Annotated in this window: 28 protein-coding genes; 6 read left to right on the top strand and 22 right to left on the bottom strand. The window is 37.5% G+C overall.

Features of this window, described 5'->3' with window-relative positions:
- Positions 1 to 23: 23 nt before the first annotated feature.
- From uvrC to AB1280_RS23225, 7 genes are all read right to left on the bottom strand, one after another.
- A complete protein-coding gene (gene uvrC / locus AB1280_RS23255) occupies positions 24 to 1,805 on the bottom strand; it encodes an excinuclease ABC subunit UvrC (protein ID WP_429757155.1) in 1,782 nt (593 codons plus the stop codon).
- Between the two features lie 181 nt (positions 1,806 to 1,986).
- On the bottom strand, positions 1,987 to 2,301 hold the full coding sequence (gene trxA / locus AB1280_RS23250) for a thioredoxin (RefSeq protein WP_098914164.1): 315 nt from the start codon (positions 2,299 to 2,301) through the stop codon (positions 1,987 to 1,989).
- A 209-nt stretch (positions 2,302 to 2,510) separates the two neighbouring features.
- Positions 2,511 to 3,488 carry an electron transfer flavoprotein subunit alpha/FixB family protein gene (locus tag AB1280_RS23245; RefSeq protein WP_272186576.1) on the bottom strand — a complete coding sequence of 326 codons (978 nt, stop codon included), beginning with the start codon at positions 3,486 to 3,488 and terminating at the stop codon, positions 2,511 to 2,513.
- A gap of 31 nt (positions 3,489 to 3,519) precedes the next feature.
- The gene (etfB, locus tag AB1280_RS23240; protein WP_272186575.1) at positions 3,520 to 4,293 is read right to left on the bottom strand and encodes an electron transfer flavoprotein subunit beta; all 774 of its coding nucleotides are present in this window, start codon (positions 4,291 to 4,293) and stop codon (positions 3,520 to 3,522) included.
- A 79-nt stretch (positions 4,294 to 4,372) separates the two neighbouring features.
- Entirely contained in the window at positions 4,373 to 5,146 is a 774-nt protein-coding gene (locus AB1280_RS23235; RefSeq protein ID WP_429757154.1) for an enoyl-CoA hydratase, read from the bottom strand.
- A 16-nt stretch (positions 5,147 to 5,162) separates the two neighbouring features.
- Positions 5,163 to 5,750, bottom strand: coding sequence for a TetR/AcrR family transcriptional regulator (locus tag AB1280_RS23230; RefSeq protein WP_429757153.1), 588 nt, complete (start codon positions 5,748 to 5,750; stop codon positions 5,163 to 5,165).
- Positions 5,751 to 5,858: 108 nt separating this feature from the next.
- The gene (locus tag AB1280_RS23225; protein WP_429757152.1) at positions 5,859 to 7,544 is read right to left on the bottom strand and encodes a long-chain-fatty-acid--CoA ligase; all 1,686 of its coding nucleotides are present in this window, start codon (positions 7,542 to 7,544) and stop codon (positions 5,859 to 5,861) included.
- Positions 7,545 to 7,887: 343 nt separating this feature from the next.
- Here AB1280_RS23225 and AB1280_RS23220 point away from each other — a divergent pair, with 343 nt between their 5' ends.
- Complete coding sequence (locus tag AB1280_RS23220; protein ID WP_429757151.1) at positions 7,888 to 8,391, top strand: DinB family protein; 504 nt, start codon at positions 7,888 to 7,890, stop codon at positions 8,389 to 8,391.
- 127 nt (positions 8,392 to 8,518) lie between these two features.
- On the top strand, positions 8,519 to 8,977 hold the full coding sequence (locus tag AB1280_RS23215) for an NUDIX hydrolase (RefSeq protein WP_429757150.1): 459 nt from the start codon (positions 8,519 to 8,521) through the stop codon (positions 8,975 to 8,977).
- 110 nt (positions 8,978 to 9,087) lie between these two features.
- Here AB1280_RS23215 and AB1280_RS23210 read toward each other — a convergent pair whose 3' ends face one another.
- The 6 genes from AB1280_RS23210 to AB1280_RS23185 form a co-directional block, all read right to left on the bottom strand.
- Positions 9,088 to 9,246, bottom strand: coding sequence for a hypothetical protein (locus AB1280_RS23210; protein WP_272186569.1), 159 nt, complete (start codon positions 9,244 to 9,246; stop codon positions 9,088 to 9,090).
- 164 nt (positions 9,247 to 9,410) lie between these two features.
- Entirely contained in the window at positions 9,411 to 10,103 is a 693-nt protein-coding gene (locus AB1280_RS23205) for an ABC transporter permease (RefSeq protein ID WP_429757149.1), read from the bottom strand.
- Between the two features lie 28 nt (positions 10,104 to 10,131).
- A complete protein-coding gene (locus tag AB1280_RS23200; protein ID WP_429757148.1) occupies positions 10,132 to 10,812 on the bottom strand; it encodes an ABC transporter permease in 681 nt (226 codons plus the stop codon).
- Complete coding sequence (locus AB1280_RS23195) at positions 10,805 to 11,728, bottom strand: ABC transporter ATP-binding protein (RefSeq protein ID WP_429757147.1); 924 nt, start codon at positions 11,726 to 11,728, stop codon at positions 10,805 to 10,807. Before AB1280_RS23195 ends, AB1280_RS23200 begins: the two co-directional genes overlap by 8 nt.
- 124 nt (positions 11,729 to 11,852) lie before the next feature.
- Entirely contained in the window at positions 11,853 to 12,788 is a 936-nt protein-coding gene (locus AB1280_RS23190; RefSeq protein WP_429757146.1) for a HAMP domain-containing histidine kinase, read from the bottom strand.
- Position 12,789: 1 nt separating this feature from the next.
- On the bottom strand, positions 12,790 to 13,485 hold the full coding sequence (locus AB1280_RS23185) for a response regulator transcription factor (RefSeq protein WP_429757145.1): 696 nt from the start codon (positions 13,483 to 13,485) through the stop codon (positions 12,790 to 12,792).
- Positions 13,486 to 13,797: 312 nt separating this feature from the next.
- On the opposite strand from AB1280_RS23185, the gene AB1280_RS23180 reads away from it, so the two are divergent.
- From AB1280_RS23180 to AB1280_RS23170, 3 genes are all read left to right on the top strand, one after another.
- Complete coding sequence (locus AB1280_RS23180; RefSeq protein WP_429757144.1) at positions 13,798 to 14,397, top strand: hypothetical protein; 600 nt, start codon at positions 13,798 to 13,800, stop codon at positions 14,395 to 14,397.
- Between the two features lie 519 nt (positions 14,398 to 14,916).
- Positions 14,917 to 15,090: a hypothetical protein gene (locus tag AB1280_RS23175; protein ID WP_090996626.1), complete on the top strand. Its 174-nt coding sequence runs from the start codon at positions 14,917 to 14,919 to the stop codon at positions 15,088 to 15,090.
- Positions 15,091 to 15,285, top strand: a complete 195-nt coding sequence (locus tag AB1280_RS23170; RefSeq protein WP_429757143.1) for a YwbE family protein — start codon at positions 15,091 to 15,093, stop codon at positions 15,283 to 15,285.
- Between the two features lie 144 nt (positions 15,286 to 15,429).
- On the opposite strand, the gene AB1280_RS23165 is transcribed toward AB1280_RS23170, so the two are convergent.
- From AB1280_RS23165 to zapA, 8 genes are all read right to left on the bottom strand, one after another.
- A complete protein-coding gene (locus AB1280_RS23165) occupies positions 15,430 to 15,648 on the bottom strand; it encodes a helix-turn-helix domain-containing protein (protein ID WP_429757142.1) in 219 nt (72 codons plus the stop codon).
- A 10-nt stretch (positions 15,649 to 15,658) separates the two neighbouring features.
- Positions 15,659 to 16,144 carry a DUF2975 domain-containing protein gene (locus tag AB1280_RS23160; RefSeq protein ID WP_429757141.1) on the bottom strand — a complete coding sequence of 162 codons (486 nt, stop codon included), beginning with the start codon at positions 16,142 to 16,144 and terminating at the stop codon, positions 15,659 to 15,661.
- A gap of 327 nt (positions 16,145 to 16,471) precedes the next feature.
- Positions 16,472 to 17,668 carry a class I SAM-dependent rRNA methyltransferase gene (locus tag AB1280_RS23155; protein ID WP_429757140.1) on the bottom strand — a complete coding sequence of 399 codons (1,197 nt, stop codon included), beginning with the start codon at positions 17,666 to 17,668 and terminating at the stop codon, positions 16,472 to 16,474.
- 261 nt (positions 17,669 to 17,929) lie between these two features.
- Positions 17,930 to 19,006 (bottom strand): nitric oxide synthase oxygenase, encoded by a 1,077-nt coding sequence (locus AB1280_RS23150; protein WP_429757139.1) that lies wholly within the window; start codon positions 19,004 to 19,006, stop codon positions 17,930 to 17,932.
- A gap of 226 nt (positions 19,007 to 19,232) precedes the next feature.
- Positions 19,233 to 21,593, bottom strand: a complete 2,361-nt coding sequence (locus tag AB1280_RS23145; RefSeq protein ID WP_272186559.1) for an endonuclease MutS2 — start codon at positions 21,591 to 21,593, stop codon at positions 19,233 to 19,235.
- Positions 21,594 to 21,613: 20 nt separating this feature from the next.
- Positions 21,614 to 23,332: a DNA polymerase/3'-5' exonuclease PolX gene (gene polX, locus AB1280_RS23140; RefSeq protein ID WP_429757138.1), complete on the bottom strand. Its 1,719-nt coding sequence runs from the start codon at positions 23,330 to 23,332 to the stop codon at positions 21,614 to 21,616.
- A 54-nt stretch (positions 23,333 to 23,386) separates the two neighbouring features.
- Entirely contained in the window at positions 23,387 to 23,926 is a 540-nt protein-coding gene (locus AB1280_RS23135; protein WP_429757137.1) for a CvpA family protein, read from the bottom strand.
- A 1-nt stretch (position 23,927) separates the two neighbouring features.
- Complete coding sequence (gene zapA, locus AB1280_RS23130) at positions 23,928 to 24,197, bottom strand: cell division protein ZapA (RefSeq protein ID WP_154713278.1); 270 nt, start codon at positions 24,195 to 24,197, stop codon at positions 23,928 to 23,930.
- Positions 24,198 to 24,321: 124 nt separating this feature from the next.
- On the opposite strand from zapA, the gene rnhC reads away from it, so the two are divergent.
- Positions 24,322 to 25,260 (top strand): ribonuclease HIII, encoded by a 939-nt coding sequence (rnhC, locus tag AB1280_RS23125; RefSeq protein ID WP_429757400.1) that lies wholly within the window; start codon positions 24,322 to 24,324, stop codon positions 25,258 to 25,260.
- A gap of 212 nt (positions 25,261 to 25,472) precedes the next feature.
- On the opposite strand, the gene AB1280_RS23120 is transcribed toward rnhC, so the two are convergent.
- Complete coding sequence (locus tag AB1280_RS23120) at positions 25,473 to 25,943, bottom strand: hypothetical protein (protein WP_429757136.1); 471 nt, start codon at positions 25,941 to 25,943, stop codon at positions 25,473 to 25,475.
- Positions 25,944 to 26,055: the final 112 nt, after the last annotated feature.

Here is a 26,055-nt window from a genome sequence, read left to right as displayed (position 1 = left end):
ACAAAAAAAGAAGACATTGCCGCTTACAATGTCTTCCCTGTTAAATACGTATGAATGGTTTCGGCTATTTTTTGCGGCATTCCAGCTTCTATAATATCTGAAACAGATGCTTCTTTCATTTTCTTAAGAGAGCCAAAATGTTTTAAAAGTGCTTTCTTTCGTTTTTCCCCGATCCCTGGTATATCATCCAATGCCGATTGAATGACAGATTTCCCATGAATTTGACGATGAAATGTAATCGCAAAGCGGTGCACTTCGTCTTGAATACGCTGCAGTAGGTAAAACTCTTGACTGTTACGCTCTAGTAAAACAGGTTCCGGTGGTTCACCGATTATTAAATGTGACGTGCGATGTTTATCATCTTTCACAAGCCCTGCTGTTGGAATAGAAAGCCCGAGTTCATTTTCTAACACATCGCATACCGCAGCAAGATGACCTTTTCCCCCGTCAATTACAATTAAATCTGGAAGCGGTAAACTTTCTTTTAAAACACGTGTATAACGGCGGCGCACAACTTCACGCATCGATTCATAATCATCAGGTCCTTGCACCGTTTTAATTTTATATTTACGATACTCTTTCTTGGCAGGTTTTCCATCAATAAAAACAATCATCGCAGAAACTGGATTTGTCCCTTGAATGTTAGAATTATCAAATGCTTCAATTCTATGCGGCGTTTCAATCCCTAACTGTTCGCCTAAGTTTTCTACCGCCTTAATGGAGCGTTCTTCGTCGCGTTCAATTAAATAAAATTTTTCCTGTAGTGCAATTTTCGCATTCTTACTCGCTAAGTCGACAAGTTCTTTTTTCTTGCCCCGTTTTGGCTGCGTTGCTTCTACATCTAAAAATTTCCCAATCAATTCATGATCAATGCTGCTTGGTACGACAAGTTCTTTCGGTTTAACGTGATTATTTTGTTCATAAAATTGCCCAATGAACGTTAGAAATCCTTCTTCTGGATCATCATAAATCGGAAACATCGAAACATCCCGTTCAATTAACTTTCCTTTTCGAACGAAAAATACTTGCACGCACATCCATCCTTTATCAACCGCATAACCAAATACATCCCGGTCGACTAAGTCGTTCATAATCATTTTTTGTTTTTCCATAATTGCATCCATATGAGCAATTTGATCACGCAATTCTTTCGCTCGTTCAAACTCTAATTTCTCTGATGCTTCAAACATTTTTGCTTCCAATTCCGAACGAATTTCTTTATGTCCACCATTTAAAAACTTAATAATTCCATCAACAATTTCTTTATTTTGTTCATCTGTTACCTCTTGTACACAAGGCGCTAAGCATTGTCCCATATGATAATATAAACAAACTTTATCTGGTATATTTGTACATTTCCGAAGCGGATACATACGATCTAACAGTTTTTTCGTTTCATGGGCTGACTGCGAATTTGGATATGGACCAAAATATTTCCCTTTATCCTTTTTTATATTTCTCGTAATAAGCAAACGCGGCTCTTTTTCAGCTGTAATTTTAATAAATGGGTATGTTTTATCATCTTTTAATTGGATATTATACTTTGGATCATATTTTTTAATTAAATTTAATTCTAAAATAAGAGCCTCCAGATTCGAGGAGGTGACAATATATTCAAAATCAACAATTTCTCCTACAAGCCGAAGTGTTTTTCCATCATGTGAACCAGTAAAATACGAGCGCACACGATTTTTTAACACCTTGGCCTTCCCGACATAGATAACTGTTCCTTGCTTATCTTTCATTAAATAACAGCCCGGTTGGTCCGGTAAAATCGCTAACTTTTCTTTTAAATGCTCGTGCACTCGTATTCCTCCATTCCTTTCATGTTTATCATTCGTATTTCTCTTAGAGAAATACAACAACCCCTTTCCCAACATACGTTCTTTTATTGTAATAGAAAGCAGTCAAAATTGAAAACATTATACACATTTCCATATTTTTTCGCATAAGAAAAAAGCTGCCACTTGGCAGCTTTTCCTCGGATTAGAAGTGTTTAGATACTAATTCAGCCAACGCTTCTTTCGGTTTGTAACCTAATGCTTGATCAACCACTTGACCATCTTTTAATACGAAAAGAGCTGGGATGCTCATTACTTCGAATTTACGAGCTGTTTCTTGATTTTCATCCACATCTACTTTTACTACTTTTACTTTATCGCCTAATTCTGCATCAATTTCTTCTAATACAGGAGCAATCATTTTACAAGGGCCACACCAAGGTGCCCAAAAATCTACTAATACAACACCTTCGCTTGCTTCAGCTGCGAAAGTTTGGTCAGTTGCGTTTACAATTGCCATTTTATTTCCTCCTTTATGAACCTTTAACCAAAGTATATCATTATCTTATATACGTGGCGAATAATATGTATCGTTAAATATTTTAACAAATAACTCAACCTTTATACTAGCAAAAATTCATTCAAACGAAGAAGCGAGAAGCAGGGGACCTCTCGCTTTTCTTTATTTTTATAGGGGTAATTACTTACTAGAAACTCATTATGCGCAACTTAAGAATGTACTTTTAACTTTTTAAATTCTTCTGTTAGAAGCGGTAATACTTCAAATAGGTCACCAACGATGCCATAGTCAGCTACTTTAAAAATATTCGCTTCTGGATCTTTGTTAATTGCTACAATAATCTTTGAGTTAGACATACCAGCTAAATGTTGAATCGCACCAGAAATACCACATGCAATATATAAATCAGGCGTTACAACTTTACCCGTTTGCCCAATTTGCAGTGAATAATCGCAGTACTCTGCATCACAAGCTCCACGAGACGCACCAACTGCTCCACCAAGCACATCTGCTAGTTCTTTTAACGGCTTGAAACCATCTTCACTTTTCACGCCGCGTCCGCCAGCAATAATTACTTTTGCTTCAGAAAGATCGACACCTTCTGCTGTTTTACGAACAACATCTTTAATGATTGTACGTAAATCTTTTACATCGACTGTCATAGAAGAAACATCGCCTGTACGCGCTTCATCTTTTTCAAGTGGTGCAATATTATTTGGACGAATTGTCGCAAATAATACACCATCTGTTACAATCTTCTTCTCAAATGCTTTACCAGAATAAATTGGACGTGTGAACACAACATTACCACCAGCCACTTCTAACGCTGTCACGTCAGAAACAAGACCTGCCTCTAATTTCGCTGCAAGTTTTGGTGATAAATCTTTTCCTAATGCTGTATGTCCAAACACAATTCCTTCTGGCTTTTCTTCTTCATACACTGCTAGAAATGCTTGCGCATATCCATCAGAAGTATACGAAGCTAATTTCTCGCTTTCAACTGTCACAACGCGATCTGCACCGTAAGAAATAAGTTCTTGTGCGAATGAAGCGACGCTTTCACCTAGTAAAAGACTGACAACTTCTCCGCCTTCTGCAATTGTTTTTGCGGCTGCTACTGCCTCAAATGAAACGTTACGTAAAGAACCGTCACGAACTTCTCCCATTACTAATACTTTACGAGCCATATGTTTTCCCTCCTGGATATCCTAGTATTTTTTAAACTACTTTCGCTTCTGTATGCAATAGCGATACAAGTTCTTTTACTTGATCTTGCAGTTCGCCTTGTAACACTTTTCCAGCATCTTTCTTAGGAGGTAAATAGATTTCAATTGTTTTTGTTTTCGCTTCTACATCATCTTCATCTAAATCTAAGTCATCTAATTCTAACGTTTCTAGCGGCTTTTTCTTCGCTTTCATAATACCTGGAAGCGATGGATAACGCGGTTCATTTAAACCTTGCTGCGCTGTTGCTAAAAGAGGTAAAGATGTTTCGATGACTTCTGTATCCCCTTCTACATCACGCTCGATTTTTACGTTTGTACCGTCAATTTCAAGCTTTGTAATTGTTGTTACATATGGGATATTCAGCGCTTCCGCTACACGTGGTCCAACTTGTCCAGATGCACCGTCAATCGCTACGTTACCAGCTAAAATTAAGTCAACATCCTTCTCTTTTAAGTACTCAACAAGCACTTTTGCTGTTGTATATTGATCGCCATTTTCAACATCATCTTCAATGTTGATCAATACCGCTTTATCGCAGCCCATCGCAAGTGCCGTGCGAAGTTCTTTTTCACTATCTTCACCGCCAACAGTAACGACTGTCACTTCACCACCTTGTGCATCTCTTACTTGAATTGCTTCTTCAATCGCATATTCATCGTAAGGGTTGATGATGAATTCCGCTTCGCCATCGTAAATTGCACCGTTTTTAATTGCGATTTTTTCTTCTGTATCAAATGTTCGTTTCATGAGTACGTAGATGTTCATTCTATTTACCCCCTTGTTTTTTAAAGGAAAATTTGGTTAATCCTAATATTCTGTTAATTTATATTAAAAAAATAGAGAACTACTTGCCGCTAAAAGAAGGTTTACGTTTTTCTAGGAACGCCGCTACACCTTCTCTTCCATCTTCGCTTGTGAACACTTCACCAAATATTTGTGCCTCACGTTGTACACCTTCATAGTAATGAGAAGACTTCGTAGTTTGCAGCAGTTCTAATACAGCACGGACAGATGCTGTGCTTTTTCCAGCAATCTTTTTCGCTACTTTTAACGTCTCTTCTAACAATACTTCCTCAGGAAATGCTCGGTTTGCAAGCCCAATCTCAGCTGCTTCCACACCTGAAATCGGATCGCTTGTTAACATCATTTCACAAGCTTTCGCTTTTCCAACATAACGCGGTAAACGCTGCGTCCCCGCAAATCCTGGAATCAATCCTAGCGTTAGCTCCGGTAAACCAATTTTTGCAGTCTCACTTACAAAGCGCATATGGCAAGACATCGCAAGTTCTAATCCCCCGCCAAGCGCTGCGCCATGAATTGCCGCAATAATTGGCTTTGAGAATTTTTCAACGCGTTCAAAGATCACTTGTCCATGTTGCGATAATTTCGTTGCCTCTTTTGCTTCTTCAACAGCAGTGAACTCCTTAATATCCGCTCCCGCTGAGAAAAATCGGCCTTCTCCATGAACAAGTACAACGCGTACATTCTCATCCGTTTCCACTGCATCAAGTAGTTCACCAACTTCACTAATAACTTGTGAAGACATCGCATTTGCTGGCGGATGATTAATCTTTACAATTGCTATATAATCCTCCACCGTTACAGATAGGAAATTCAAATGTACTCCCTCCCCATTAATTGCGGTAACCACAAGCTGCTACTAATAGCTCATGCACCGTTTTCGAAATTGCGACCAAATCATATTTATGATCGCTCATTACCCAGTTGGTGACAACTTCATCTACTGTTCCGAAAATCATTTGTCTTGCCACGCGGACATTTAAATCCGTACGAAATTCTCCTTGCCTAATGCCAGTTTCTAAAATTTCGTCAATGACTTGCAAGTACCCTTTCAGCACTTCATTGATTTTGAGGCGTAAGTCTTGGTTAGATTGGCGAAGTTCTAGTTGCGTAACGATAGCAAGAGGGTCATTTTGCGAAAGTAAAGAGAAGTGTGTTTCTACCAACATAAATAACTTCTCTACAGCGCTTTCAATTCCTGCTGTTTTTTGCCGAATTGTTTCGATAAATTCTCCCATCTTCTCCTGGAATAAAGATATCAATATATCTTCTTTATTTTTGAAATATAAATATATCGTTCCATCGGCAACACCAGCTTGCTTTGCTATTTTGGAAACTTGAGCTTGGTGGTATCCATTTTCTGCGATGACAATCACCGCTGCATCAATAATTTGGTTATATTTAGGTCGATTCTTTTTCACAGTACTATCCCCTTCAAGAAGATGACTGAATGATGATTCATTCACATTTTAATAATACTGACTATTTCAAATATTGTCAATGCTATTTCCTCAAAAAAAGAAAGGGCATTAGCCCGTTTGCTCATCATCTTCCTTTTGCAACTCTTCCTCAACTAGCACACGACGCAAAATCTTCCCAACAGTCGTTTTCGGTAATTCCTTTCGAAACTCATATACTTTCGGAACCTTATACGCTGCTAAATATTTACGAGCAAACGCATTTAATTCTTCTTCTGAACATGTTGCACCATCTTTCACAACAACGAACGCTTTTACCGTTTCACCGCGATACGGGTCAGGCATACCCAAAACAACCACTTCTTGCACCTTTTCATGTTCATATAATACTTCTTCTACTTCACGCGGATATACGTTAAACCCACTTGCCACTATCATGTCTTTCTTCCGATCTTTCACATAAAAAAATCCGTCTTCATCCATATAGCCAACATCACCCGTATACAGCCACCCATCTTTCAATACCGCCGCTGTTTCCTCTGGCTTATTCCAGTAACCTTTCATCACTTGCGGACCTTTCACAGCAATTTCGCCAACCTCACCTACCGAGAGCGGTTCACCTGTTTCTAGTGAAAGAATACGCGCATCTGTACTTGGCCACGGCACACCAATACTTCCGGGCACTCGCTTTGTCCATAAAAAATTACCATGTGTAACTGGAGACGATTCTGTTAAACCATATCCTTCTACAAGCTTGCCACCTGTTACACGTTCAAATTGTTCTTGCACTTCAACCGGAAGAGCAGCTGATCCGCTAATACATGCGCTAATAGAAGAAACATCATATTTGTGGAGTTCAGGGTAGTTTAATAGTGCAATATAAATAGTCGGGGCTCCAGGAAATAATGTAACGCGATGTTTTTTTATTGCCTCTAATACCATTTTAATATCAAATTTTGGAATGAGGACCATTTTATACGCTTCCATAATTGACAGATTCATAACAGCTGTCATCCCATATACATGAAAAAACGGCAATACTCCGAGAATAACCTCTTCACCTGCCCGGCAATTATAAAGCCAATGCATTCCCATTCTTGTATTAGATACAAGATTTTTATGCGTAAGCATAACGCCTTTTGGGAATCCAGTCGTCCCGCCTGTATATTGCAGGAGTGCTAAATCTTCTTCTGGATCACACGGCACGTCTACCGCTGTATCCTCTGCACGTTCAATAGACTTCCAAACGTGAATATTCTCACTTTCTTTTACATGAACAACAAGATTCGTTTGTTTCTTTTGTACAAATGGATACAATAAATTTTTCGGAAATGGTAAATAATCTGCTATACGTGTCACAATGACATGTTCAACATTCGCTCTAGACTGCACATTGCTGACTTTCGGAAATACGATATCGAGGCAAAGAATAAATTTCGCACCTGAATCATGAAGTTGATATTCAAGCTCTCTTTCTGTATAAAGCGGATTCGTTTGCACGACAACACCGCCAGCTAATAGTGTTCCGTAATAACCGATAACACCTTGTGGACAGTTTGGCAGCATAATCGCAACTCGGTCCCCTTTTTCTAACCCAAGCCTCTGAAGATAATTGGCAAATTGCCTAACCTTACGATCTAGCTCTGCAAACGTAATATCTTTCCCTAGGAAATGAAGCGCTTTCTTTTCCGGATATTGTAAAGCAGCTTCCTGCAAATACACGTGAAGAGGCTTCATATCAAAGGAAATCGTGTGCGGAATTTCCTTTGGATAATTTTGCAGCCATGGTTTTTCCACTTCTAACTCCCCCTTCTCTACATTATAAAAACATAACTTCTCTGCGGTACGCCCGTTCTAACATAAATGAATGTGTATTCATGTTGCTTATTTTCATTATAGTATAGGGATTGCCTCGTTACAATCATAATATTCAGACTATTGCAATCCTATTACCACCCTACAAATATTCTCCAGCACATGAGCATAAGACTGCGATTTTCTGTTTAATTCTTCGTAAGAGCCTTCTTCAACAATAAATCCATCTACTAAAACAAAATCTCTTGTAAATTAAAATACTAGAAGGAAACGACAAAACTTTCACGAATTTACCATTTGAATCTAATCATAGGAGGTTTTTTCTATGTTCCAAACTGTAGAAGGTTTTTTAAAAGCATGGAAATACGAAGCAGATTCAACACAAAGAGTATTAGATATGCTAACTGATGAGTCACTGACACAAGAAGTTACACCAGACAACTGGACGTTAGGACGCATTGCATGGCACATTGTTACCACTATTTCTGTTATCGCATCACGTACAGGACTCCAGTTTGACGCACCGGCGAATGACTTCCCTGTTCCAACTTCAGCTCAGTTTATTGCAGACAGCTATCGTCAAACTGCTAGTGCATTTGTTGAAGCAATTCAAACACAATGGACAGACAAAGACTTAGCTATTTTAAATGACTTCTTCGGACAGCAAATGCCCAATTCAATCTTTCTTATGACGATCATCAATCACCAAAACCATCACCGCGGACAAATGACAGTCCTTATGCGTCAAGCAGGATTGAAAGTTCCTGGCATTTACGGTCCAGCAAAAGAAGAGTGGGCTGCAGCTGGAATGGAAGAGCCAAAGAGATAATATTTGCTTACTAAATGAAAATGAGGTTCCTTTTTTTGGAGGAACCTCATTTTCATTCTATGAGAACAAAACAAATTTCCCTGAAATCACTTATAATGAATATAAATGAATATTGGAGCTGAAACGTATGGATTATATAAGCTATCTACGAAATATGGTTGGACACGAAAAAGTAATTATGGTGGTCGCAGGTTGTTTTGTCTTGAATGAAAAAAACGAAGTACTTCTGCAATTACGATCTGATAACGGCAAGTGGGGACAGCCTGGCGGATTTATGGAATTTGGCGAGACAGTTGAAGATACAGCAAGGAGAGAAGTGTTTGAAGAGACTGGTTTAAAATTAGGTAAGCTTGCATTCTTTAATGTGTATTCTGGAAAGAAATACGAAAGAACACTTGCTAACGGTGATCAAGTTGCCTTAGTGAAATTGACTTATATTTGCAAGGATTTTCACGGAACATTACATACTGATAACGAAGAAAGCTTACAGCTAAAATTTTTCCCCTTAGATAACTTACCTGAACTATGGCAGAATCAACAAGAAGTTTTTGACGATTTGTTGGAGTTTATGAAAATAAAAAACTAATGTTTCCTATTAAGTAGACAAAATAGCCATATGGTACGCACTCACCTGTGTTCGATATTCTATTAGACTCAGGTGAGTACGTTTTTCTTGCAATCGTTCTGAATCATCACCTATTTTAAAAGCATTCTAATTCCAGTTATAACTATACTTGCCATCCCTATCCCCACTATAAGTAGATAAAACTTCTGCCCTGGATTTCTGTAATACAAAACTCCCCCTATTAAAAGCGCTATAAGCCCACCTACTAAATTAAGTACAAGTAAATCCATAATCGTTCCTCCCTAAATAGATCTTCGACATATAAGTCTTTGCTATGCAAAATACAACATAATCGCAGCTTGCTTTCTCCCTTTGTTTTAAATCTCACATGTGGCATAAAAAGGCCCTGACCGCTTCTATACGCGGCCAAATGCTCTCGCCCTTTTATACCTTTCTAAATCGCATCCTTTTTCTCAATGTCTCGAATTGCTAAGTAGGCAATCATCATCCCAACAGCTGCAAGGACAAACTGAATGGGAATCATCACGGCCACCGAGAACCCTGGATTATTAGAACAAGCGAATGAAACAACAAGCAATGATGATACAATTGTGATTGGAACAGAATATTTACGCATTCCGAAATATAGCGGAATTAAACTTGTACCTGCAGCAGCAACTGCAAAGGGAATCATTGTGATTGCTTGCTGCATCCAGTCCGTAAATGTGATCGAGTATGATATGAACGAAAAATATCCATGTAAAACAAAGACAGCACCTGTAACGATTATGTTAGATAACCAAATTGTTATAAATGTCAGTATCGCTATAATGGCTAATTTACTAGTAAAGAGTTTCTTCCGCTTGACCGGATAAGAGAACATAAGCATGATTGTCTTATTTTTATATTCTTCAATCACTAATTGCGAAAGTAATACTGCAGCAAACACAATAAACGTCGCCCTTACCATTGTCCCTATCAATAAAAAAGCATCCTCAGCATTCGTCATAATGACATCTTTTTCTACTTCCTGTATATAGTTCATGGAAATGAACAAAGCCGTAATAATGACGTTAGCAAGCACTGCCCCTTTTACATACCAACCAAATTTAAACTTTTTCATTTCTAGCTTCATGAGGTGTAGCATAATGGCCTCTCCTCCTAGTTTGTCTAATTTATTTATACAGATCCACTTGCTCTATTTTTCTTACGGTCATATAGGCAATCAATAGTCCAACACAAGCTAATGTAATAGGGACCAAAATAATATCATATAAGGAATAATGACCAGATAAGCTTGATGTTAGCAGGGACATAATAATAACCGCCGATACAATCGTTGTCCGCACTGAATACTTTTTCATACCAAAATATAAGGGAATTAAGCTAATTCCAGTTGCCGCGATGGCATTCATTAATAATTTTGATGCATTTGGCAAAAGAATTGTCATCGTTAACGGCTCTGTTATGACTGAATAATATACATTTAATCCATAAAAGAAACTAAAAATTACAATGTCACAAATAACAATCGAAAGAAATGTAAAGATCATAATTATGAACAATTTTGCAATCATCATTTTTTTACGATTAATCGGATACATAAACATGACTGTCATTGTCTTTTCTTTAAATTCTTGAATAATAAATTTAGCAATTAAACTTGCTCCAAATATCATAAATGTTGCCTTCACAAAAATATCAATAAACCGAAAAGCATCATCGTAACTTTTAAATTCCCCATCAAGCATAATTAATGTAACGAACCCTAGCATAACAAGAAGCGCTATGAAGGCTCCTTTAATGACTGGCCATAATTTAAATTTAACAAGTTCTAATCTTATTAAATTAAGCATGGATTCCCTCTCCATTCATAAGATTTAAGAAGTACTCTTCCAATGAACTATTCTTTTTATTAATACTCTCAATTTCTATATCATTCATAATCAATGTTTTTGAAATGGCTTGCTGCGTTGCTGACATATCGTAAATGCGAATTATATTTTCACCCATAATTTTATAATTTGTTAGGTGTAGTCTATTTTCTAACAGATAAGCTGCTTGTTTCACATCTTGAACAGTGACTTCAATATACTCCGTTTGTTGACCATTAATACTTTTCATGGAAACTTCTTTTATTAGCTTTCCATTTTGAATGACACCAATTGTATCTGCCATTTGCTCCATTTCACCTAAAATGTGGCTAGACACTAATAACGTAATTCCATATTCTTTACAAAGCAGTTTAAATAATTCTCGTAACTCTTTAATGCCGATTGGATCTAAACCGTTAATCGGTTCATCTAAAATTAACAACTCTGGTTTTGTTGTAATTGCCCTTGCAATCCCTAGTCGCTGCTTCATCCCAAGTGAAAAATCTTTTACTTGCTTATCATCAACATTGTGTAAATTCACAAGGTCTAACGCCCTATCAATTGCTTTCTTGTCATAGAACCCCATATATTCGCAGTGTAAATTCAAATTCTCTTTAGCTGTTAGTTTTTCATAAAAAATTGGATATTCAATAATTGTCCCCATTCGTTTTAATACTTCATATGAAGTATTCGTTAATTTCTCACCGAAAATCTCAATCTCACCGCTCGTCGGCTTAATTAAATTCGTGATCATTTTCATAATTGTTGTTTTACCAGCACCGTTTGGTCCTAAAAATCCATATATTTCACCTTGTTTCACATGCATATTTACGTTAGAAATAACTTCTTTACCGTCAAACACTTTCGTTAATTGATTCGTTCTCAATACGTACGTCATTTTCCATTCCCCTTTCGCTCCCGTTCTATATTTATATAATAAGAAATGAAATTCTCTTTTTTCTTACCTAATCCTTACAAATTTCTTAAGTTAAAAAAGCTTGTAGAATTGCTCTTTCTACAAGCTAATAATTGATTCTTCTTAACATAACCGTAAATACTGTTTTTTCATAAGGCGTACTAGATAGATGAATTTCTCCTCCTAATGCTTCTACAAGACGCTTCGTAATCGTCAATCCAAGTCCACTTCCTTGATACAAGCGATTTCTTGAATCTTCTAATGTGTACATCCTTTCAAACACTTTATCGATATGCGATTCAGAGATTCCTTTTCCTTTATCCCATATGTCCACGTACACAAACTGCTCATCACTTCGCAGTGTAATCCCTAATGTTTTTCCGTCTCCCCCGTAAGCAATTGCGTTTGAAATTAAGTTATTCATAATTCTTCCGAGCACTTCTGTATTCCCGTGTGCATATATCGGTGTTTCAGGTATATCGATATGAACGTCAAATCCTTGCGTTGTTAATAAATCATAAAATGACAGCATATGTTCCTGACAAATTTCATTCATATAAACCCGTGTCATTTCAATATCTTTATCGCCTGATTCTAGTTTGGCAAGGTCGAAAAATTTATGTATAAGATCTAGCACTTCTAACGTTTTCGTATGAACTTTTTCTAGTAATACCTTCCGATCTTCTTCATTTATCGTTTTATCTACATTTAAAATTTCCACATAACCGAGAATAACAGTAAGCGGCGTCTTTAAGTCATGCGAAATGTTAGAAAGCATCTTTCTCATGGAGATTTCCAGTTTTGAATGCTTCGCAATTGTTTTTTTCTTTTCATCTAACAAATAATTAATCGCCACTAATAATGACTTCAGTTCGTTATCATCTGTCACAACTAATAAATTTTCACTCGTTTGCTTTTCTAGAATCATCTGCAGTTTTTCATATGTATAACGTAAATTCGCACTTCGATTTTTTCCCATGCGATATTGAAAGTAAATTACACCAAGTAATAAAAAAATAATTGCCGTTAAAAATAAAAGCATTCTATATCACTTCCAACTTATAACCGATACCCCATAATGTCTTAATGTACTGCGGCTGAGAAGGATCGTCCTCAATTTTTTCCCGCAGCCTTCTCATATGCACATTAATGACATTCTCATCACCGTAATATTCTTCATTCCAAATTAAGCTATAAATTTGTGCCTTCGTAAACACGCGATTTTGATTGGTCGCAAATAGCTTTAATAGCTCAAACTCTTTCGATGTAAGTTTAATAGTTTCGTTGTTTTTTTGAACAGTAAAATTAGCCGTATCAACTTTCAAATTTCCAATCACAATTATGTCCTCTTGCTTTTGCTGCGGAGCGGAATACGTAGTTGACCGGCGAATTCCCGCCTTCACCCGTGCGGATAGCTCAATCATAGAAAACGGCTTACAAATATAATCATCTGCGCCAAGCCCAAGTCCTAACGCCTTATCAAGATCCGTATCCTTTGCGGACATAATTAAAATCGGAACAGAACTCTTTTTCCGAATCATATTCATCACTTCTAAGCCATCTATTTTAGGCATCATAATATCAAGAATAACTAAATCAAACTGATCTTCTAAAAACTTAGAAAACCCTTCCTCTCCATCCGAAGCTACCGCTACAACAAATCCATCTTTCGTTAAATACCCATTCACCATTTCTTGAATCGATATATCATCTTCTACTAATAAAATTTTATGTTGCACACCATCACCCGTTTTCTCGAAAATTTATAACTATATTGTAATATGGTGGTTGAATTTGGTAAATACAATATACGGAGTGGATCACATATAAATATAACCATGTTCCTATCATTCTTTTATCCTAACTATCATGTAGCCTCATTCCTCGTTTTAATTTCTCATATATGAATACAATTACCTTCAAAAAACTTTTATTCCCCACAAAAAAAACCCAATGTTCAATAATATTATGAATCAGACAAGCATACAAGCAAAAGGAACACAATGGCATATAAATAAATTATATTCTAAAAGAAAGGAGTTTTATTATTCTTGTCAGCAAAACACTTTAATTCTTATGGGCATCCTGCTCCGCCTCCAAACTATCCAAGGGAATCCGCTGTATTTACGACAGGACCTGTATGGAGAAATCCCAATACCGAGGTCGTGATCGTCACGCTATTAAATGAGGATTACAATATCCCCCAAACCGTCACTGTATCCGTGTTAGATTGGCAAAACACGTATAATCCGGCTGAAGTTTCCAAGTCCGCATTTTTATATGGACAAGTCGTCAATCCACCTGTAAACACCGCACAAACGATTCAACCTCAACAAAACAGCATCGTTCCGCCCGGCAACATTCAACCAATTCTCACACCGTTTACGTTTACAATTCCTCCACGCAATCTTCTCGTGATTCACGCATCCCTTCCAAATCCCTTCCAGATGCCAAGTCCTTGCTACGAAGTACTTGTGACTTCTCAACATGGACCTGCCAAGTGTGTCATCACGAACACATTTGGAGTCAATGCTGCCGGTGTTCCGCAAGAAGGAAATACAGCCTTGCACCATCAATTTTCATCTACTCCGGCCATCTCACATGGTCTCCCACATTATCCTTACGCTCCCCTTAGCCCTGTTGCTCCATAAGGGAACAAATTATTACAGATCCACAATTTAGAGATACAAGTGAAAAGCCCCTTCAGTTCATACACTGGAGGGGCTTTTCGTTAATTAGCTCGATACATGGACTACCCATTCGTTTTAACGTATTTCCAAAGAAGTCCTTTACGACAACTGTTACCATATTCATGGTCGTGTCCAAAATCTCTGTAACCTCCATTGTCATTAAATACAAAACTTTTGTAAATACTCCCTTTTCCCCTAAAATATTCTTCACCCTTATATTCGCTATTTTGAATAAAAAGGTTCAAAAAAATTTTTATGAATACAAAAAACTATTAAAAGAATGTGGCGGGTTCTTCAGGGACTATCTTCTCGTCGCTCTCCCATGTTTATTACGCTATTAGAGACCCACGACCCATTTCCCCGTCGAAAATCCCTATAGAACTTCTTATTTACGTGTAGCTTCATTTCTTCTCCCAACAATGATATGATGGAGTTCACTACAAATGTTTACAATTCACTGTATATAAAAGGAGATTTCATATGTCAGAAAATAAAAAAGTAAGCTTAGCCGATGTAATGCGTGAGCAACTTGCGAAGAAAAAGCAAGGAAATGGAAATGGAGCTAATGCGAAAAATCAAAATCAAGCAACGAAGAAGCTACAAAATCAACAAACGAAAAAACCAAACAATCAACGCAGACGCACAGGTGTATAAATGAATGGACAGAAACGCACAAATATATCGCCTGGTCTCGTAGTTGATATTGTACTAAAGCAAGATCAGCGTACTGGAAAGTTAACGAGAGGGATTGTGAAAGACATTTTGACAAACTCACCTTCTCATCCACATGGCATAAAAGTACGTTTACAAGACGGACAAGTTGGCAGAGTACAGCACATTGTACAATAAAAAAGGAGCTCATTTTGTACTAATGGGTTCCCTTTTGAAGTGCAAACATTACAAATAACATCAATAAACGCAAAGAAGGGATAGCTTAATGGCTATCCCTTAAATTCTCTATCAACTCCCGTTAAATAAATATGTTATCTATTTTTATTGAGCATCTTCATCGCTTTTGTACTCCAAAATATCACCTGGCTGACAATCCAAAGTCTTACATATCGCTTCTAATGTTGAAAAACGAACCGCTTTTGCTTTCCCATTTTTCAGAATAGAAAGATTCGCCATAGTAATTCCAACCCTCTCCGAAAGCTCCGTTACGCTCATTTTTCGTTTTGCTAACATCACATCAATGTTAATAATAATTGTCATAGCCTCCACCTCAGACCGTCAAATCATTTTCTGATTTTATGTTAATCGCTTCTTGTAGAAGCCGTTGGAGGATAGCAGCAAAAACGGCGATAACCAACGAAGCAAAAATGATGATGAGTCCCATTAATCCAATAGGAGGGTCAACTTTCTTCGCTATAAAATGAAAGAGTGGCAAACCTAATACATACAAACCACTGATTGTAATCGCACAGCACTTTATGTTCTTTAACGCCTTTACAGATAATTCCGAGAACGCTGTGTTCTCGTCAATGTATCGTAAAAGATTGAAAGCCTGATATAGAGCAAAGTAAAAGGGCACAGCCGCTCCATACATCACGATGAAAACGAGATATTTCATTGGGGCAATATTTGGATACAGTTTCGCTGCGAAATTCGCCATATGGGGCACTAAAAATATACATAAAGCAAGAACTGCAATTCCAGCCAGAAAAATAATTACCTTTAAGAAAGTGGTTGAACCTCGTTTAACATTCATTTAAAACACCTCACTTATTTCATAACAACATAATTTTAGCACTCAATTTATTGTTTTACAATAAATTAATATTGTTTTTCATTACATTATTATTGTTATTAAAATATCATTTTAATTTTAACAAAAATAAAAAGCATTTCTCATTACAAAGAAACGCTCTCACTTTAAAAGGTTAAATAAACCTATTTTGATTTTTCAACCTATAAGTTACTAGTATGCAAGACCAGCCATGACATGCACTCGCTTTTTCCCTTTATTTTGTGGCAGTAATAAGCATTGACCACTTCTATGCATGGCCAGATGCTCTCGCCTATCTAAAAAAGGTTTTTACTTTATTTTTTTAATAAACACTACTTTTAAATAATCACCTTCTGGAAACTGTGAAATCGTCCGGAAGTCCTCTGGTAATGAATGTTCTTCTAATACTTTATACTTGCCGTTCATTTCTTTAAATGCTGTATCAATGAAGCCTTTGAACTTTTTCATACCGAAAGTACTGCAATTTGTAGAAGCGACAATGATACCGTTATTTTCTGTAATCGCAATTGCTTCTTTTAATAAGTTTTTATAATCTTTAGCCGCGCTAAATGTATATTTTTTTGAGCGTGCAAAGCTTGGTGGATCTAGAATGACCATATCAAACTTCAGTGCTTTCTTTACTGCATATTTAAAATAGTGAAATACGTCTTCTACGATAATATCTTGCACTTCATAATCAACGCCGTTCACGCTAAATTGCTCAATTGTTTTACTTAAACTGCGGTTTGCAAGGTCCACACTTGTTGTTTTTGTCGCCCCGCCAAGTGCTGCAAAGACAGAAAATGCACCTGTGTAGGAGAACATATTCAAGACTGTTTTGCCATCTGCATATTTGTCACGAATTTGCTTTCTTACATTACGTTGATCTAAAAAGACACCGACCATTGCTCCGTCATTTAAATATACGGCAAAGTTAACACCATTCTCTTTGACGATAATCGGAAATTCTCCGCGTTCTCCTGTTACGAAATCGTCTTCTTCAATATATTGTCCTTTCGTATCAAAGCGTTTTTTCTGATAGATCGCTTTATATGTAGCCACATTCTGTAAGGACTCGATAATCTCTTTACTAAATTGATAAATGCCTTCGCTATACCAGCTAATCACGTAATACCCATCATAGTAATCGATGATTAAGCCACCAATTCCATCACCTTCACCATTGAACACGCGAAATGCTGTTGTATCTGTGTCTTCATAGAAATTTTTACGTTTACTTAAAGCAGATTTAATCTTCTTTTCAAAGAAGTCTTGATCGATTTGTTCTTGTTCTTTTCTTGTTAAAATCCAGCCATATCCTTTATTTTGCTTTCCATAATATCCTGTACCAATAAACTTATTTTTGTCATCTACAAGTTTTACGATTGTACCTTCTACATTTACATCATGTAAATTTATAATCGCTTCTTTTGAAATAAGTGGATAGCCACTTTTTAATTCGTTTGTATATTTTGTTTTAACCTTTAAAATGACTTCTGTTTTCATTACCTATCCTACCTTTCCATTTCAATGCTTTCTAGCTGTTAAGAAAGGCCCTACACGAAGTCAGAAGTTTTGTAACAACTTTTCTTATGTATGAAACCACTCTATGTTAGAAGCACAGAAATAGGGCCGTTTATTTAGTATCGCCAATAAAGTGAAACTTCCATCAGTGATGCTTTTCTCACTGATGGTTAGTTGAACTAATCGGGCATTAATGGTCCCTTTTATCTATACACGTTATTTTTTTATCCGCCCGACAAACCCTCACCCTTTTTTATGAAAAAAATTAGGTGTAAGTACTTGATTCGGATAAGGCTTATGATAAATGTGCGTCGCTGCAGGAGAAACAGGTGGAATTAACCATACCCAATTCCCTGTGACTAAACGACCGCATGCTGCTTCTTGCTTCTCAAATTGACTAAACTGCTGCGCAGCTGTATGGTGATCTACAATCGTTACACCTTGTTTTTTGAAAGAGTGTAAAACGGCTATATTTAATTCTATTAATGCTTTATCTTTCCAAAGTGTACTGTTTCTTGACGTATCTAATCCCATCATCTCCGCAATAGCTGGAAGCAGATTATAACGATCTTGATCAGCTAAGTTGCGTGCACCAATTTCTGTTCCCATATACCAGCCGTTAAAAGGAGCAGCTGTATAAGAGATACCGCCAATTTCTAAGCGCATATCTGAAATGATTGGAACACCATACCATTTTGCTTCCAAAGTGAAAAATGGATATTCCGGATGTTCTAACGGCACTTCTTTTACAGATTCCTCTGGGATTGGCATATATACCGGTTCGTTTCCATCTATTGAAAATACAAGTGGCAGCACATCAAAATGTGTTCCCTTCCCTCTCCAGCCAAGTTCTTGACAAAATGATGAGAAGGATAAGGAATGAGAATCACCGATAATGCCTTGCTCGGTTTCATAACCCGCATAGCGAATTAATTGGTGGTTATAAATTCGAATATGATTTTGCTCGTTTTGATGTTGTTTAAAAATAGTAATCGTAGGTAGAATTTTCCCGTCATTTGTCGCATATTGAATGTGATGAAGCAGTGCCTCATATATCCCTTCCCCATCATTTACATCACGCGCATCTAATACATGAAGCTTATTCCAAAACAGACGACCGATACAGCGATTACTATTTCTCCATGCCATTCGTGCCCCGTGAACAAGCTCTTCAAAAGTATGCTCATACGTTCCTGTCATTTGTATTTCAGATTCAATTTGTGATAATCTATCTTGCATTTCATGAGACTTTTCTAGCTCGTTGTAGCAATCTGTAATAAAATTAGTTGCTTCCTCTAACAGTTTTTTTGTTGTAATCATAGTGTCTCCTTCTATTCCTGTATAACATTCTCTATTATACAAAACATCTTCTACTCATGCCTAGAAAACAGACAATGAAAAAGAACACCAAAAACGGTGTCCTCTCCCTTATTTCGCAAAAAACAGCAAATATATAACCCCAATGATAAAAAACGTTCCGCAACAAGCTAACAATACTTTTGCAAGTTTGTCCATAAACATAGCCGTTTCCCCTTTGCTTCGTTTCCTATTTCAGTTCTACAACTGTAACACCAAGGCCACCTTCACCCATATCACCATAACGGAAGCTTTTCACACCACGATGTTTTTTCAAATAATCTTGTACACCTTGACGCAGTGCCCCGGTTCCTTTTCCGTGAATAATGGAAACGCGCGGATAGCTTGCAAGCTGCGCATCATCCAAATATTTTTCTACACGTGCTAGCGCATCTTCAAAACGTTCACCACGAAGATCAAGTTCTAACGAAACTTGATAGTCTCTTCCTTTTACCGCTGTCACTGCTTTTTTCTCAACAGGATTTGGTGTGTTAATATATTCCATATCAGACTCTTTCACCTTCATCTTCAAGATTCCGATTTGGACGTTCCATTCGTTGTCGCTTACTTTTTTCAGAAGCTGACCTTTTTGACCGAACGTTAATACTTTTACTTCGTCGCCTGGTCTTAACACTTGTTTTGGTGCTGTGTTTTTCACTTTTGTTTGTTGTTTTTTCACAAGCTCCGGCGCTGCCCCTGCTAAACGGCTTTTCGCCTCAATTAGCTCATGATCTTTAATATCAGCAAGCTTTGCTTTTCGCAATTGACGAAGTTCACGAATAATTTCTTCTGCTTCCTTCTTCGCCAATTCGACTTTTTCTTCGCCTTCTTTTTGTGCTTTTAGTAATCTTTCATCACGCTCTTCGTTAAATTCAATAATTTGACGCTGCAGTTCTTTATGAAGTTTTTCAGATTGCTTGCGAAGCTCTTCTGCTTCATTCCATTCACGCTCAGCGTTCTTTCGACTTTCTTCCAGCTTAGCTATCATATTTTCTACTTTATTTGATTCCGTACTAATATGACCACGGGCACGATCAATTACACGGTCAGATAACCCAAGACGTTTTGAAATTTCAAAAGCGTTACTTCTCCCTGGTACACCAATTAACAATTTATACGTTGGGCTTAATGTGTTTACATCAAACTCAACACTTGCATTAACAACTTGTTCACGATTATAGCCGTACGCTTTTAGCTCAGGGTAATGCGTCGTTGCCACAACGCGCGCGCCACGATTATACACTTCATCTAAAATGGAAATCGCAAGTGCAGCCCCTTCTTGCGGGTCTGTCCCTGCTCCTAATTCATCAAACAATACTAAGCTTTCAAAGTCAGCCTGTTCTAAAATATCAACAATGTTTACCATATGAGAGGAGAATGTACTTAAGCTTTGCTCAATTGATTGCTCATCACCGATATCAGCAAACACATTTTTAAACACACAAATTTCGGACTCATCTAAAACAGGAATGTGCAAACCAGATTGTGCCATTAAAATACAAATCCCTACCGTTTTTAATGTAACTGTTTTACCACCTGTATTCGGTCCAGTAATAACGATTGTTGTAAAGTCTTTTCCAAGCACAATATCGTTTGGCACAACAACTTTCGGATCAATAAGCGGATGACGTGCTTGGCGTAAGTTCATATAACGCTCATTGTTCAAAATTGGTTTCGTTGCTTTTAATCGTTTTGCATAGAAAGCTTTTGCGAAAATGAAATCAAGTTCTGCCACAACATCAACGTTTTCTAAAATGATATCAGCCTCGATAGCTACTTCTTCTGTTAGCATCATTAAAATACGTTCTACTTCTTGCTTTTCTTTCACGCGCGCTTCTTGTAGTGCGTTATTCAGTTCTACAATAACTTGCGGTTCGATAAATAACGTTTGGCCAGAAGCAGATTGGTCATGAACGATACCACCATATACACCGCGGTATTCTTGTTTAACTGGAATTACATAGCGATCGTTACGAATCGTTACAATTGCATCTGACAACATCTTCTGTGCGTTAGAAGAACGCGTCATATTTTCCAGTTTTTCGCGAATGCGACTTTCCGCAGTGCGAATTTGCTGGCGGATACCACGTAATTTTTCACTCGCACTATCAACTACTTCTCCGCCATCACTAATACAATTTGTAATTTTCTTTTCTAAATCATATAAGGATACAATGCGCGCTACATACGTATCTAAAATCGGCAGTTCCACACCATTTTCAATCATATCTTCAATAAATCGTTTCATCTGGCGGCTGCCATACATCGTACTTGCAATATCTAAAAGTTCATGCGGGCTTAGCATACTACCAATTTTCGCCCGCTTTACATTTGGACGAATATCAAAAATCCCACCAAGCGGCACATGCCCTTTTAAACGGATGACCTTTGCAGCCTCATCTGTTGTTTCCTGCATTTTTACCACTTCTTCGTAATCTGTGCTTGGCACAAGTCCTTTTACTTTATCTCGTCCAAGTGAAGAAGCAACGTGTTCCAGCAATTGTTCTTTTACTTTTTCATATTCTAATACACGCAACGTTCGTTCTAACATAGTTGCACGTCCCCCTTGTGTTACTTATTACGCTTAATATAATCTAATAAACGTTCAATATCCCACGTGTTAATAACTGTATCTTTTTGAATCCAACCTTTGCGCGCAGCTGCAGTACCAATTTCCATATCCTCTAGCATTTCAAGCGTATGAGCATCTGTATTAATGGCGATTTTCACACCCGCATCTTGCGCTTGCTTTAACAGCTTCGCACTTAAGTCTAAACGGTTTGGATTTGCATTTAATTCAAGTACAGTATTTGTTTCTTTCGCAAGCTCAATTAATAAATCTGTATCGACATCATAGCCTTCGCGGCGACCAATTAAGCGGCCTGTTGGATGCGCAATCATTGTTACATGATGATTTTCAATTGCAGCACGTAGGCGCTTCATAATTGTTTCACGATCTTGTGAGAAACTAGAATGAATAGCTCCGATTACATAATCAAGTTCTGCTAATACGTCATCATCAAAATCAAGTGTTGCATCTGGTAAAATGTCCATTTCAATACCGCGTAAAATAGTGATATCCGGATACTTTTCATTCAGACGTTCAATTTCTTTTCCTTGTTCACGAAGGCGCTCTTTCGTTAATCCATTCGCCACCTTTAAGTACTGAGAATGATCCGTAATCGCCATATACTTATATCCACGAGCACGACATGCTTGTACCATTTCTTCAATAGAAAAAGCACCGTCACTCCATGTTGTATGCATATGTAAATCCCCTTGAATATGAGAGAACTGAACGAAATTTGGATACTGCTCAATTAGATCAATCTCTTTTCCATCTTCACGCACTTCTGGCGGGATGAATGGAAGTCCAAAGTGTGCAAAAAACGCTGCTTCTGTCTCGAATGTCTGCACTTCTCCCGTTTCTAAGTTTTCAACGCCGTATTCACTAATTTTCTCTCCCTTATCTTTGGCGATTTGGCGCATTCTTACATTATGATCTTTTGAACCTGTGAAGTGATGCAAAGTAGTAATAAATTCTTCCGGCTTCACCAGACGGAAATCAATTGAAATATCGTACTCATACTGAAGGCGTACGGAAACCTTTGTATCCCCGCTTGCAATCACTTCAATCATATTATCAAACTGCAGTAAATGCTCACGCACTTTTTCTGGTTCTGTTGTCGCAATAATAAAATCTAAATCTTTCACTGTTTCACGAACGCGGCGCAAACTACCAGCACGAGAATAGCGAATAATTTCTGGTACATTCGACAATTTCCGCTCTATTTCCCCGGCAATAGGAAGTACCATTGCGATCGGAAGACGTTCTGGCCTGGAACCAACCTGCTCGATTGACTCTAGCATTTTCTCTTCCGTTTTCTTACCAAACCCAGCAAGAGCTTGCACTTGCTTTTCCTCGCAAGCTTTCTTTAACGTTTCCATATCTACAACGCCAAGTTCTTTATATAACTTCGCGACTTTTTTCCCGCCAAGACCTGGTAATTTTAAAAGCGGTAATAAGCTGCTTGGTACTTCTTTTTCAAGCTCTGTAAGCACTTCTGATGTTCCAACTTCAATATATTCTGCGATAACGGCCGCTGTTCCTTTTCCGATTCCTGGTATTTTTGTGAAATCTTCAATTTCTGAAAGGCTGCGATCATCACTTTCTAACGCTGCTGCCGCTTTACGAAATGCTGATATTTTAAAAGGATTTTCCCCTTTTAGTTCCATGAAAAGTGCAATTGTTTCAAGTAGTTTAATCACTTGTTTTTTATTTATTTTCATTCTTCTCCCGCCTTCCCATCATAGAAAAAAACTTCTCTTTCTAAAGAAGAGAAGTTATACCTTGCTGCTTGTCTGCCATAATTCCTTAACTTTTTCAGAAAGAATCGGTGTATCATTTACAATTACTTTGCTTATTGTTGATGTATTAAGCGACGTTTGTACTTGTTGAACTGGAAGTACCGTACCGATCACAATTAATACAAACAATATAATATACACTTCTAAAAAACCTAAAACCGCCCCGCCTAATGCATTAACCTGTTTCACAACAGGGATTTCTGTAAACATGTTCAAAAGCTGTCCAAGCAATGTTAGTGCGATTTTTGTAGTGATAAATAACGCAATAAACGAAATAGCTTGGTAAAAGACTGTTTCCATGCTATTTGCATCGATCCAATTCGGCACATTTATTTCTTGCTTAAATGGATACGGAATAATTTTTTGTAATGCAGGTGCTAAATCTTTGCAATACCAATATGCTACAAGACAAGCAATAATAAAGCTTGCTAACTTTACAAGCTGCAGTACTAGTCCTCTTCTTAAACCAAGAAGAAACCCCATAACAAGCAGTAAAATGATTATAATATCAACCATGTTATTCCATTCCTTTTTGTCTCATTCTTTCTTTCAACTTTTCATTTTCTTCTTTTAATTTTATATAATCATGTACGACATTGACTGCTGTCAACACCGCCAATCGATTTGTGTCAAGCGAAGGATTCTTAGCATTCAGTTCGCGCATTTTATCATCCACAATCGCCGCGACAATGCGTATATGACTTGTACTTTCATCGCCAACAACTGAATATTGTTGACCGTAAATTTCTACATTAATTCGACTTCGATTTCCCTTTTGTTGTGACAACTTACTGTCCTCCAATCCCGTACAGAATCCTAAAGATTATCATACCATGAAAAAACATCATATGGAAACAGAAACAACTATTCGATATGATAAAAATATAAATAATGAAAAAGGAGCAACCATTTTGTCAAATTCTATTGTTATTCAAGTAAACTCTGCGGTTATAGAAGACATGAAATCAAAGTACGCACAAGCCGTGCAGCCAAAAGTACCTCAAGGCGGCGTCTTCATGGCAAAGGTTCCATCTTGCACAATTACAGCCTATAAATCAGGAAAAGTGATGTTTCAAGGTGTACGTGCAACAGAAGAAGCGAGCCAGTGGCAAGCAAATGCCGCGCCGCCAAAACCTTCTCTCAAGAAGAGTGTAGACAACCATGCCTATGCACCACCAGCTTCTATCAGTGCCATGTCTATTCTCGGTTCAGACGAAGTTGGAACAGGAGACTATTTTGGACCGATGACAGTTGTTGCTGTATACGTAGATGCGACGCAAATTCCATTATTAAAAGAACTTGGCGTGAAAGACTCCAAAGGCTTAAATGATACCCAAATTTGTGAAATCGCAAAGCAACTACTAGCAGTTGTCCCTTACAGCTCTCTCGTTCTGCATAACGAAAAATATAACGAAATGTTTGAGAAAGGCTACAATCAAGGACACCTAAAAGCATTGCTTCATAATAAAGCTATCACAAACTTATTGGCTAAAATTGCACCGACGAAACCAGAAGGCATCTTAATTGATCAGTTCACACAACCGACTACATATTATAAATATTTAGCCAAACAAAAAAACGTTCAGCGCGAAAATGTCTATTTTGCTACAAAAGGCGAAAGTGTACATATCGCCGTTGCAGCAGCTTCTATTTTGGCTCGCTATTCATTCGTAAAACAGTTTGATGAACTAAGCAAAAAAGCAGGCATGCCACTTCCAAAAGGCGCTGGGAAACAAGTCGATATTGCCGCAGCGAAATTGATTCAAAAGCTTGGGAAAGAAAGATTACCTGAGTTTGTGAAATTACATTTTGCAAATACAGAAAAGGCGTTTCGATTGTTGAAGAAATAGTTATTTTTCATTATGGACAGGATGCGTATAGGCTAAACAAAGGGCTCATTCAATATATCGACCGTCCTTTAAAATATATCGGCGCTTCGAGACATTTTAAAGCCCTTCCAACGACATTCGACATGCGAGTAATCGAGCTACTCACCTGAATCATACCGAAAAGTGAAATGAGCTGACTAAAAAATGGACTTTAGTCAGCTCATTTGTTTGTACTACTCTGTTTTAAACGTCTCTGTAACTTTTTTTGAGACTTCTTTTAAATCATAAAACTCAATACGATTCTTCTCTGGCTTATCTTTATGTCCAATCACAACGTCCCCATCATCTTCTATCCAAACAAAATAATTTTCAGTTGACCCATTATCATAATAGATAGACATATTGTAGTGAACGGTAGATTTAGCCTCTTCATCTAATGACAATGTTTTCGGCTCATCTCCGTTCCCCTCCAATCCTACCTGTTCCATCGCAGATACAAGCTGCTTTATATCTTTCGCTTTTTTCAATACTTTCGTGCCTTTCGTTTTCGTAGATGTCAGCTGAATTTCCTTTATCTCTTTTCCTTGAAACGTAACAACCTCTGCCTCTTGTGATGTTGGAACTACTTGTTCTTGCTTTTCATTTCCACATGCACTTAAACCAATTAGCATGATTGCTAAGAAACACATCATTCTTTTTTTCACAAATCCAGCTCCTTTCCCTTCTACGTAATGTTTCTCCTTATTCCGTATCTCTCCCTGCTCAAAAAAAAATAAAAAGGCATATCAATCAGCTGAATTGCTGTTGATATACCTT

Origin of the sequence: Bacillus sp. S10(2024), from assembly GCF_050473865.1 — a bacterium.
Taxonomy (GTDB): Bacteria; Bacillota; Bacilli; order Bacillales; family Bacillaceae_G; genus Bacillus_A.
The sequence above is the reverse complement of the archived record's forward strand: the minus strand, read 5'-3'. Positions and strand labels throughout refer to the sequence as shown.

Excerpts from the sequence above, each read along its gene's own strand:
- trxA (WP_098914164.1), bottom strand. The coding sequence starts at position 2,301 with ATGGCAATTGTAAACGCAACTGACCAAACTTTCGCAGCTGAAGCAAGC.
- AB1280_RS23245 (WP_272186576.1), bottom strand. The coding sequence starts at position 3,488 with ATGGCTCGTAAAGTATTAGTAATGGGAGAAGTTCGTGACGGTTCTTTA.
- etfB (WP_272186575.1), bottom strand. The coding sequence starts at position 4,293 with ATGAACATCTACGTACTCATGAAACGAACATTTGATACAGAAGAAAAA.
- AB1280_RS23220 (WP_429757151.1), top strand. The coding sequence starts at position 7,888 with ATGTTCCAAACTGTAGAAGGTTTTTTAAAAGCATGGAAATACGAAGCA.
- AB1280_RS23215 (WP_429757150.1), top strand. The coding sequence starts at position 8,519 with ATGGATTATATAAGCTATCTACGAAATATGGTTGGACACGAAAAAGTA.
- AB1280_RS23210 (WP_272186569.1), bottom strand. The coding sequence starts at position 9,246 with ATGGATTTACTTGTACTTAATTTAGTAGGTGGGCTTATAGCGCTTTTA.
- AB1280_RS23205 (WP_429757149.1), bottom strand. The coding sequence starts at position 10,103 with ATGCTACACCTCATGAAGCTAGAAATGAAAAAGTTTAAATTTGGTTGG.
- AB1280_RS23200 (WP_429757148.1), bottom strand. The coding sequence starts at position 10,812 with ATGCTTAATTTAATAAGATTAGAACTTGTTAAATTTAAATTATGGCCA.
- AB1280_RS23195 (WP_429757147.1), bottom strand. The coding sequence starts at position 11,728 with ATGACGTACGTATTGAGAACGAATCAATTAACGAAAGTGTTTGACGGT.
- AB1280_RS23190 (WP_429757146.1), bottom strand. The coding sequence starts at position 12,788 with ATGCTTTTATTTTTAACGGCAATTATTTTTTTATTACTTGGTGTAATT.
- AB1280_RS23175 (WP_090996626.1), top strand. The coding sequence starts at position 14,917 with ATGTCAGAAAATAAAAAAGTAAGCTTAGCCGATGTAATGCGTGAGCAA.
- AB1280_RS23170 (WP_429757143.1), top strand. The coding sequence starts at position 15,091 with ATGAATGGACAGAAACGCACAAATATATCGCCTGGTCTCGTAGTTGAT.
- AB1280_RS23165 (WP_429757142.1), bottom strand. The coding sequence starts at position 15,648 with ATGACAATTATTATTAACATTGATGTGATGTTAGCAAAACGAAAAATG.
- AB1280_RS23160 (WP_429757141.1), bottom strand. The coding sequence starts at position 16,144 with ATGAATGTTAAACGAGGTTCAACCACTTTCTTAAAGGTAATTATTTTT.
- AB1280_RS23155 (WP_429757140.1), bottom strand. The coding sequence starts at position 17,668 with ATGAAAACAGAAGTCATTTTAAAGGTTAAAACAAAATATACAAACGAA.
- AB1280_RS23150 (WP_429757139.1), bottom strand. The coding sequence starts at position 19,006 with ATGATTACAACAAAAAAACTGTTAGAGGAAGCAACTAATTTTATTACA.
- AB1280_RS23145 (WP_272186559.1), bottom strand. The coding sequence starts at position 21,593 with ATGTTAGAACGAACGTTGCGTGTATTAGAATATGAAAAAGTAAAAGAA.
- polX (WP_429757138.1), bottom strand. The coding sequence starts at position 23,332 with ATGAAAATAAATAAAAAACAAGTGATTAAACTACTTGAAACAATTGCA.
- AB1280_RS23135 (WP_429757137.1), bottom strand. The coding sequence starts at position 23,926 with ATGGTTGATATTATAATCATTTTACTGCTTGTTATGGGGTTTCTTCTT.